We start from the raw sequence: 9,659 nt of genomic DNA on the forward strand, positions 1-9,659 counted from the left end.
CAATGCGTGCACATGAGGCCGGAGCGCTGCACGGGGACCTGGGCTTCAGTGGTCCCTCCTGGCTGCGCACCCCGCAGGACGTCAACGCCCTCGTGCCCCAACTCTGGTCCAAAACGGTCGAGCGCACGGCGAGCGGCGAGATGGCCGTCGGCGGGGTGAACGTCCGGAAGATCGCCGAACAGCACGGCACCCCGGCGTACGTCTTCGACGAGGCCGACTTCCGCGCCCGCTGCAAGGCGTTCAAGGAGGCCTTCGGCGGCGCCGAGGTCTTCTACGCCGGCAAGGCCTTCATCGCCACCGCCGTCGTCAGGATCCTCGTCGAGGAGGGCCTGTCCCTGGACGTGTGCACCGGCGGCGAGCTTGCCGTCGCGCTGCGCGGTGGCATGCCGCCGGAGCGCATCGGCCTGCACGGCAACAACAAGTCGGTCGCCGAGCTCACCAGGGCCGTCGAGGCCGGGGTGGGCCGGATCATCGTCGACTCGTTCGACGAGATCGACCGGTTGACGGCGATCGCGGAGAGCACGAACACCAGGCCGAAGGTGATGGTCCGGGTCACCGTCGGTGTCGAGGCGCACACCCACGAGTACATCGCCACCGCCCACGAGGACCAGAAGTTCGGGTTCTCGCTGTCCGGGGGAGCCGCCGCCCAGGCCGTCGACAAGATTCTCGCTGAACAGAAACTCGAGCTCCGCGGCCTGCACTCGCACATCGGCTCGCAGATCTTCGACACGTCCGGGTTCGAGGTCTCGGCCCGGCGGCTGCTGTCGCTGCAGGCCGCCATCCACGAGAAGCACAAGATCGAGCTGCCCGAGCTGGACCTCGGCGGCGGGTTCGGCATCGCGTACACGACCCAGGACACGCCGGCCGAGCCGCGGGACCTGGCCACGGACCTGATGCGGATCGTCAAGCAGGAGTGCGCGGCGCTGCAGCTCAGCGTGCCGCACCTGTCGATCGAGCCGGGCCGGGCGATCGTGGGTCCGGCGATGTTCACCCTGTACGAGGTCGGCACGGTCAAGGACGTCGACGGCATCCGCACGTACGTCTCCGTCGACGGCGGGATGAGCGACAACATCCGCACCGCGCTCTACGACGCCGCGTATTCGGCGACGGTGGCCGGCCGGGCCTCCGCCGAACCGCCGATTCTCGCCCGCGTGGTGGGAAAACATTGCGAGGCCGGGGACATCATCGTGAAGGATGAGTTCCTGCCGGCAGACGTTCGCGCCGGAGATCTTCTTGCGGTGCCGGGCACAGGCGCCTACTGCCGCAGCATGGCGAGCAACTACAACCACGTCCCCCGTCCGCCGGTCGTGGCGGTGGTTGACGGGGAGTCGCGGGTCATCGTCCGCCGGGAGACCGAGGACGACCTGCTCAAACTGGACGTGGGGTGACCATGAGTGTGAAGGTGGCGCTGCTGGGCTGCGGGACCGTCGGGGCGGAAGTCGTCCGACTCCTGCACGAGCATGAACGGGACCTGACGGCCCGCATCGGCGCGCCGCTGGAGCTCGTCGGCGTCGCCGTGCGCCGCGCCGGCCGGGCCCGGGACCTGCCGATCGACCCGGCGCTGTTCACCACCGACGCGCTCGGCCTGGTCAAACGCGACGACGTCGACGTGGTCGTCGAGGTCGTCGGCGGCATCGAGCCGGCCCGCACCTGGCTGCTCGAGGCGCTGCGCGCCGGCAAGAGCGTCGTCACGGCCAACAAGGCGCTGCTCGGCGAGGACGGCGCGACGCTGCACAAGGCGGCCGCCGACGCCGGCGCCGACCTGTACTACGAGGCGTCCGTCGCCGGTGCGATCCCGCTGCTGCGCCCGCTGCGCGACTCGCTGCACGGCGACCGCATCACCCGCGTCACCGGCATCGTCAACGGCACCACCAACTTCATCCTGTCCTCGATGGACAGCACCGGCGCCGGCTTCGCCGAGGCCCTCGAAGAGGCCACCGCGCTGGGCTACGCCGAGGCCGACCCGACCGCCGACGTCGAGGGCTTCGACGCCGCCGCCAAGGCCGCGATCCTGGCGTCCATGGCGTTCCACACCCGGGTCACCGCCGCCGATGTGCACCGCGAGGGCATCACCGAGGTCACCGCCGCCGACATGGCCAGCGCCAAGGCCATGGGCTGCACGATCAAGCTGCTCTGCATCGCCACCAAGCAGGACGACGCGGTGTCGGTGCGCGTGCACCCGGCGATGATCCCGCGCACGCACCCGCTGGCCGGCGTCGGCGACGCGTTCAACGCGGTCTTCGTCGAGGCCGAGGCCGCCGGTCAGCTCATGTTCTACGGCCGTGGCGCGGGCGGCGCGCCCACCGCCAGCGCGGTGCTGGGCGACCTGGTCGCCGTGTCGCGCAACCGGCTTGCCGGTACCCACGCCGCATCGGAATCCGCGTATGCCGACCTGCCGATCCGCCCGATCGGCGACGCGCTCACCCGGTATCACATCTCGCTGGACGTCGCGGACAAGGCCGGCGTGCTCGCCGCCGTCGCGGGCGTCTTCGCCAAGCACGGGGTCAGCATCGCGACCGTGAACCAGTCGGGCCGCGGCAACCAGGCCGTGCTGGTCATCGTCACGCACGCCGCCGCGGACCGCGCCCTCGCGGCCACCGTCGCCGAGCTGCGGGCCCTGGACATCGTTCGCGCCGTGGCGAGCGTCCTGCGTGTCGAAGGGGAGTAGCGCCATGTGGCGTGGATTGATCGAAGAGTTCCGGGACCGGTTACCGGTCGGACCGCAGACCCCGGTGGTGACCCTGCACGAGGGCAACACGCCCCTGCTGCCGGCACCGGAGCTGTCCGCCCGCACGGGCTGCGACGTGTACCTCAAGGTCGAGGGCGCGAACCCGACCGGCTCCTTCAAGGACCGGGGCATGACCGTCGCCGTCTCCAAGGCCGTCGAGGAGGGCGCGAAGGCGATCATCTGCGCCTCCACCGGCAACACGTCGGCCTCCGCCGCCGCGTACGCCGCCCGCGCCGGCATCACCTGCGCCGTCCTCGTCCCCACCGGCAAGATCGCCCTCGGCAAGCTGGCCCAGGCCCTCGTCCACGGCGCCCGCCTCCTGCAGGTCTCCGGCAACTTCGACGACTGCCTGGCGCTGGCCTCGAAGCTCTCCCTCGACTTCCCGGTCTCCCTGGTCAACTCGGTCAACCCCGACCGCCTCGAGGGCCAGAAGACCGCCGCCTTCGAGATCGTCGCCGGCCTCGGCGACGCCCCGCACATCCACTGCCTCCCGGTCGGCAACGCCGGCAACATCAGCGCCTACTGGATGGGCTACCAGGAAGACTTCGCGGCCGGCAACGCCACCCGCCGCCCGCGCATGTTCGGCTTCCAGGCCTCCGGCGCCGCCCCGATCGTCAACGGCGCCGTCGTCCGCGAGCCCTCGACGATCGCCACCGCCATCCGCATCGGCAACCCCGCCTCGTGGACCAAGGCCGTGGACGCCCGCGACGAGTCCGGCGGTGTCATCCAGGCGGTGACCGACCGCGACATCCTGCAGGCGTACCGGCTGCTCGCCCGCTCCGTCGGCGTCTTCGTCGAGCTCGGCAGCGCGGCCTCCGTCGCGGGCCTGCTGCAGGCGAGCGGTCAGGGGCTCATCGAGCAGGGGCAGACGGTCGTCTGCACCGTCACCGGTCACGGGCTGAAGGACCCCGAGTGGGCGATCTCGACCGCACCCGCACCGACGACGATCCCGGCCGACGCGCTCGCCGCCGCGAAGGCGCTTGATCTGGCTTGAGGGTCCCGGCTCGGGCCCGTGGTGGTCCGGGCCGTTGCTCCCGCCAGACACCGGGCCGGGGCCCAGCTAACGCTGGCCCTGGCCCTGCCGGCTCCGCGGACAGTTGCGCAGACACGACCTTCGGTCGTGACCAGGCGTCGCGGCCGTGGCCGGCCGCGACGCGACCTTCGGCCGCGATCAAGCGTTTCGCCGAGCCACCCGCGCCCGAACAGCGATCTCCCGCCCCGGCTCGTGATCGAAGTCGCCCAGTGGCCACCGGGGTGGCCAGGACGCTCCTTCGATCGCGAGCGGGACGGTGTCGATCGCTGCTATTCGTCGTCGGCGGAATCGTCGGTCGAATCGTCGGTCGAATCGGCGGCGGCATCGGAAGGGGCGGAGCTGTCGGTGGCCGAAGGGCGTGGGGTGCGGCCGGCCTGGCGCAGGGCGAGTCGCAGCGCGAACTCGATCTGCGCGTTCACGCTGCGCAGGTCATCGGCGGCCCATCGGGCGACCGCGTCGTAGACCTGTGGGTCGAGGCGCAGGAGCAGCTTCTTGCGTTCGGCCACGGCCACAGACCTCAGCTGTACAGCGAGCCGGTGTTGACGACCGGCTGGACATTGCGGTCGCCGCAGAGCACGACGAGCAGGTTCGCCACCATCTGGGCCTTGCGCTCCTCGTCGAGCTCGACGACCTCCAGCTCGCGCAGGCGGTCCAGGGCGCTCTGCACCATGCCGACGGCACCCTCGACGATTTTGAAGCGGGCGCCGACGATCGCGCTGGCCTGCTGGCGGGCGAGCATGGCCTGGGCGATCTCCGGGGCGTACGCGAGGTGCGTGATCCGCGACTCGAGCACCTCGACGCCGGCCAGGGCGGCGCGCTCGCTCAGTTCAACCGTCAGCTCCTCGCTGACGACGGTGCCCTCGCGGAGGCTGGTCCGGCCGTCGTCGTGCGACTCGTACGGGTAGCTCGTCGCGAGGTGCCGCACCGCGGCCTCGGCCTGGACGGCGACGTAGGAGATGTGGTCGTCGACGCCGAAGGACGCCTTGAACGTGTCCACGACGCGCCAGACGACCACGGCGGCGATCTCCACCGGGTTGCCGTCGGCGTCGGAGACCTTCAGGCGGGCCGTCTCGAAGTTGCGCACGCGCAGCGAGACGCGGCGCTTGGAGCTGAGGGGCACGGTCCAGTGGAACCCGGCGGTCTGGATGGTGCCGACGTAGCGCCCGAAGAACTGCACGACCCGGGACTCGTTCGGGTTGACGACGGTGAGGCCCGTCATGAGCAGGGCGGCGAGGGTGACCGTGGTCGCGACGAGCACGCCGGCGGTGTCCTCGGGCTGTCCGGCCACGACGGCGGCGACCACGCCGATCAGCGCGAGCAGAGCGAGCAGGATCAGGAACCCGGGCGCGCGGAACGCTCGTCTTTCCATGACAGCCTCCCAAACGAAGTAGCTATCGAAGTGATATCACTACGATACCGCACGATGTTGTCGTCTGGTGACCGCCGCCCATCCGATCGCGTAGACGAGCGTCACAGCGCCGCAGACCGCGACCAGCAGGCGCGGGTCGACGCGGTCGACGAACGCGCCGACGATCAGCTGGGACGCCCCGACCGCGAGCAGGGCGAGCATGACGTCGGTGGCGAAGACCCGGCCGCGCAGCGCGTCCGGCACCTCGGTCTGCAGCGCGAAGTTGGACATCATCCAGTTGCCGCCGGCGGCCAGGTGCGCGACGGTCACGCCGGCGAGGACCAGCGGAAACCAGGGGGAGGTGCTGACGGCGAGATACGTCAGGCCGTACACCGACATCGACACCGCCAGGCCCGGCAGCAGCCACGAGGGGTGGGTGAGCACCCGGCGCAGCACGAACGGGCCGATCAGCGCGCCCAGCCCGCGCGCCGCGAACAGCAGTCCCACGCCGAGCGGGCCCACCCCGTACAGGGCGGCGAGCAGCGGAAACGTGGTCAGCACGCCGTTGCCCAGCCCGACCGCGGCCTTGACCGTGACCAGTGAGGCGACCCTGGGGTGCTTGCGGATGTACCGCACCGCCTCGCCGATCTCGGGCCGCACCGCCGGCCGGGCGGCCTGCAACGGGCGGCGGACCCCGGCCACGAGCAGGGCCGACACGAAGCACAGTGCGCTGGAGAAGGCGAAGCACCAGTACGGGCCGAACAACGCCGACGCGATGCCGCCCAGCGAGGCGCCGAGGACCAGCATCGTGCCCCAGGCCGAGCCGGACAGCGCGTTGGCCGCGGGCAGGTCCTCGGCGTCGACCACGTTCGGCAGGGCCGCCGAGGCGGCCGGCACGAAGAACGCCTTCGCCACGGCGACGACGGCGATCGCGGCGACCGCCAGCCAGGCCGCGGCGGCGGTGCGCACCAGCAGCAGCACGAGGGTGGCGACGGCCATCGCGACCTCGGCGGTGATGAGGATCCGGCGCCGGTCGAAGCGGTCGGCGATCACCCCCGCGTAGGGCTGCAGCAGCGCGATGACGCCGACGTCCGCGGCGAGGATCAGCGCGCCCCAGACCCCGGAGCCGGTCAGCTGCAGCAGGAGCGAGAGCAGCGGGATCTGCACGAACCAGTCGGCGCCGAGCCCGATCAGGTCGGCCGAGAACAGGCGGCGGAAGTCGCGGTTGCGGGCCAGGATCGACAATGTGGGCGGCACCGGCCCACCTTAGGGGCCCGTGCGGAAGCCGTGATCTCATTATCCGTATGGCTCTGCTGTCCACCCCGGTCACCGTCCGCGTGCCCGCGACGAGCGCGAACCTCGGACCCGGCTTCGACGCGCTCGGGCTGGCGCTGTCGCTGCACGACGAGGTCGAGGCGCGCATCGCCGGCGACGGGGTGACCGTCGAGGTGACCGGTGAGGGGGCCGGCGATCTGCCGGGCGACGAGTCGCACCTGGTCGTGCGGGCCATGCGGCGGGTGTTCGACGAGCTGGGGGAGCGGCCCGCTGGGCTGGCCCTGCGCTGCCGCAACCACATCCCGCAGGCCCGTGGCATGGGCTCGTCGTCGGCCGCGATCGTGGCCGGGGTGACCCTGGCCCGCGCCCTCGTGCGCGACGGCGCCGAGCGGCTCGACGGCCATGACCTGCTCCGGATCGCCGCAGAGCTCGAAGGGCACCCGGACAACGTGGCGCCGTGCCTGCTGGGCGGCATGACGATCGCCTGGACCGAGGATTCGGGTGCGGCGGCGGTACGGGTGGAACCCGCCGCCTCGATCCGCCCGTTCGTCTTCGTGCCGCAGGAACGCGGGCTGACCGAGGTCGCCCGGGCCGCGCTCCCGGCGACCGTGCCGCACGCCGACGCCGCGCTCAACGCCGGCCGGGCCGCGCTGCTCGTCCATGCGATCACCGTCGATCCGTCGCACCTGTTCGTGGCGACCGAGGACCGGCTGCATCAGGGATATCGGGCGCCGTCCATGCCCGGCAGCGCCGACCTGGTCGCGGCGCTGAGAACCGAAGGCGTCGCGGCCGTCATCTCCGGCGCCGGCCCGAGCGTCCTGGCGCTGGCGACGGGCGGATGGGCGCCGTCGCCGTTGCCGGGTTGGCGAGTATTGCCGCTCGACGTCGATCTGGTGGGTGCCCTCGTCGGGGTTGACCTGGTGTGGGGTACGCTGGAACACGCCGATCGGGACCCTGTTGCCGCTGGCTAGGTGAGTTGATTACTCTCTAGTCCTACGCAGCCGCTCCGTGCGGCGATCTCATGCGGGGCGGCGTGCTCCGATTTCCGTGGCACCCCTTGCGCACGCCCGGCCGCCAACCCGCGTCTCCTGTGGTCGCGCGCGCACGGCTGGGCCAGGCCGCAGATGGTGGCGCCCGGCTCACCGCACAGCGCTGCAACACCTCCCGCTCCGCTCGATCGCAGCGAGGCGGGAGCCCCCGGGCCGCCCGGCCACCGTGTCTCGTCTCCGGGCATCCCGGCCTAACGAGGGAAGGAATCCATTGAGCGACACCACCGACGTCACGTCGGATGTCTCGAGCGACCGCGCCGCGGTCGAGGCCGACGGCGCCGAGGCCGGGGCGACGCGTCGGCGCCGCTCAGGCACCGGGTTGTCCGGCATGCTGCTGCCTGAGCTGCAGAGCCTGGCCGCCTCGTTGGGCATCTCCGGCACCGCGCGGATGCGCAAGGGTGAGCTGGTGACGGCCATCCAGGAGCGTCAGGCCGGCGAGTCGCGCCCCGCCGCCGCTGCCGCCACTTCGGCTGCCCCTGCCGCCACGGCCGCCCCCGCCCGGGCCGCCCGGGCCGCCCGGGCCGAGGCGCGGACCGCCGAGCCGTCGGAGCAGGACTGGCCGTCCGCCACGCAGGGCGCGGCCGAGGCTCCTGTTGCCCGTTCCCCTCGCCGGGCCACCAGGGCCGCCGGGCCGCCGGAGCCGCGTGCGGCCGCGTCGGCCGCCGAGGCCCCCGCCGCTCCCGCGGCCGTGGAGCAGGCGGCCGAGCCGGCCGCCGAGGCTGCCGAGCGTCCGGCCCGCACCCGGAGCGCCCGGGCCGAGCGCACCGCCGAGCGGGTGGAGCGCGCCGAGCGGGCCGAGCGTCCGGAGCGCACCGAACGCGCGGCCGAGCGTCCCGAGCGCGCCGAGCGCCCGGAGCGGGCCGAGCGCCCGGAGCGGGCCGAGCGTCCGGAGCGCGCCGAGCGTCCCGAGCGGGCCGAGCGTCCCGAGCGGGCCGAGCGCACCGAGCGGGGTGAGCGCGCCGAACGCGGCGAGCGGACCGACCGGGCCGAGCGGGGTGAGCGGGCCGAGCGCAACGACCGGGCCGAGCGCACCGGCGAGCGGACCGCGGAGCGCGCCGACCGCAACAGCGGCGGCGACCGCGGTGACCGCGCCGCCGGCGACCGCAACCAGCGTGGCAACTTCAACCAGGCCGAGGACGACGGCGACGACGACGGCACCGGCCGGCGCGGGCGCCGCAGCCGGTTCCGGGACCGCCGCCGCGGCCGTGACCGCGACGGTGTCGAGCCGCAGCCGGCCGGCGCCGCGGGTGCCCGTGGCGGCAACGAGCCGCAGGTCAGCGACGACGACATCCTCGTGCCGGTCGCCGGCATCCTGGACGTGCTCGACAACTACGCGTTCGTGCGGACCACCGGCTACCTGTCCGGGTCCAACGACGTGTATGTCGCGATGTCGCAGGTCAAGCGCTATGGGCTGCGTCGTGGCGACGCGGTGACCGGTGCCGTGCGCCAGCCGCGTGACGGTGAGCAGCGGCGGGACAAGTACAACCCGCTGGTGCGGCTGGACACGGTCAACGGCATGGACCCGGAGGAGGCCAAGCGCCGTCCCGAGTTCTACAAGCTGACCCCGCTCTACCCGCAGGACCGTCTGCGGCTGGAGACCGAGCCGCACATCCTCACCACCCGCGTCATCGACCTCGTCATGCCGATCGGCAAGGGTCAGCGGGCGCTCATCGTGTCGCCGCCGAAGGCCGGCAAGACGATGGTGCTGCAGTCGATCGCGAACGCGATCACCCGCAACAACCCGGAGTGCCACCTGATGGTGGTCCTGGTGGACGAGCGGCCCGAAGAGGTCACCGACATGCAGCGGTCGGTGAAGGGTGAGGTCATCGCCTCGACCTTCGACCGCCCGCCGACGGACCACGCCACGGTCGCCGAGCTGTCGATCGAGCGGGCCAAGCGGCTCGTCGAGCTGGGCCACGACGTCGTCGTGCTGCTCGACTCGATCACCCGGCTCGGCCGCGCGTACAACAACGCGTCGCCGGCCAGCGGCCGCATCCTGTCCGGTGGTATCGACTCGACGGCGTTGTACCCGCCGAAGCGGTTCCTCGGCGCGGCCCGCAACATCGAGAACGGCGGCTCGCTGACGATCATCGCCACGGCGCTGGTCGAGACCGGCTCCACCGGTGACACGGTCATCTTCGAGGAGTTCAAGGGCACCGGCAACGCCGAGCTCAAGCTCGACCGGAAGATCGCCGACCGGCGCATCTTCCCGGCGATCGACATCGA

The 9,659-nt window shown here is 72.4% G+C and carries 8 protein-coding genes; 5 read left to right on the forward strand and 3 right to left on the reverse strand.

Going from position 1 to position 9,659, the window contains the following annotated elements; translation table 11 throughout:
- Positions 1-2: 2 nt before the first annotated feature.
- From lysA to thrC, 3 genes are read left to right on the forward strand one after another with little or no spacing between them, the layout of a single operon-like run.
- The gene (gene lysA / locus ACFPIJ_RS57695; protein WP_380128076.1) at positions 3-1,388 is read left to right on the forward strand and encodes a diaminopimelate decarboxylase; all 1,386 of its coding nucleotides are present in this window, start codon (positions 3-5) and stop codon (positions 1,386-1,388) included.
- 8 nt (positions 1,389-1,396) lie between these two features.
- On the forward strand, positions 1,397-2,668 hold the full coding sequence (locus ACFPIJ_RS57700) for a homoserine dehydrogenase (protein ID WP_380128084.1): 1,272 nt from the start codon (positions 1,397-1,399) through the stop codon (positions 2,666-2,668).
- 4 nt (positions 2,669-2,672) lie between these two features.
- Positions 2,673-3,722, forward strand: coding sequence for a threonine synthase (gene thrC, locus ACFPIJ_RS57705; protein WP_380128077.1), 1,050 nt, complete (start codon positions 2,673-2,675; stop codon positions 3,720-3,722).
- A gap of 308 nt (positions 3,723-4,030) precedes the next feature.
- On the opposite strand, the gene ACFPIJ_RS57710 is transcribed toward thrC, so the two are convergent.
- The 3 genes from ACFPIJ_RS57710 to ACFPIJ_RS57720 are packed head-to-tail and all read right to left on the reverse strand — an operon-like array spanning position 4,031 to position 6,366.
- Positions 4,031-4,267, reverse strand: a complete 237-nt coding sequence (locus ACFPIJ_RS57710) for a type II toxin-antitoxin system antitoxin (protein ID WP_380128078.1) — start codon at positions 4,265-4,267, stop codon at positions 4,031-4,033.
- Between the two features lie 11 nt (positions 4,268-4,278).
- Complete coding sequence (locus ACFPIJ_RS57715; RefSeq protein ID WP_380128079.1) at positions 4,279-5,130, reverse strand: SPFH domain-containing protein; 852 nt, start codon at positions 5,128-5,130, stop codon at positions 4,279-4,281.
- A 39-nt stretch (positions 5,131-5,169) separates the two neighbouring features.
- Positions 5,170-6,366 (reverse strand): MFS transporter, encoded by a 1,197-nt coding sequence (locus ACFPIJ_RS57720; protein WP_380128080.1) that lies wholly within the window; start codon positions 6,364-6,366, stop codon positions 5,170-5,172.
- 41 nt (positions 6,367-6,407) lie between these two features.
- Here ACFPIJ_RS57720 and thrB point away from each other — a divergent pair, with 41 nt between their 5' ends.
- Together thrB and rho are read left to right on the forward strand one after the other, a co-directional pair.
- Entirely contained in the window at positions 6,408-7,355 is a 948-nt protein-coding gene (thrB, locus tag ACFPIJ_RS57725; protein WP_380128085.1) for a homoserine kinase, read from the forward strand.
- Positions 7,356-7,644: 289 nt separating this feature from the next.
- A partial coding sequence (gene rho, locus ACFPIJ_RS57730) for a transcription termination factor Rho (RefSeq protein WP_380128081.1) occupies positions 7,645-9,659 on the forward strand: 2,015 nt, incomplete at its 3' end.

The sequence above is a fragment of the Dactylosporangium cerinum genome (assembly GCF_042653625.1).
Taxonomy (GTDB): Bacteria; Actinomycetota; Actinomycetes; order Mycobacteriales; family Micromonosporaceae; genus Dactylosporangium; species Dactylosporangium cerinum.

What these genes read in the sequence shown, in the direction of transcription:
- lysA (WP_380128076.1), top strand. Translation starts at nt 3, where the DNA reads ATGCGTGCACATGAGGCCGGAGCGCTGCACGGGGACCTGGGCTTCAGT.
- thrC (WP_380128077.1), top strand. Translation starts at nt 2,673, where the DNA reads ATGTGGCGTGGATTGATCGAAGAGTTCCGGGACCGGTTACCGGTCGGA.
- ACFPIJ_RS57715 (WP_380128079.1), bottom strand. Translation starts at nt 5,130, where the DNA reads ATGGAAAGACGAGCGTTCCGCGCGCCCGGGTTCCTGATCCTGCTCGCT.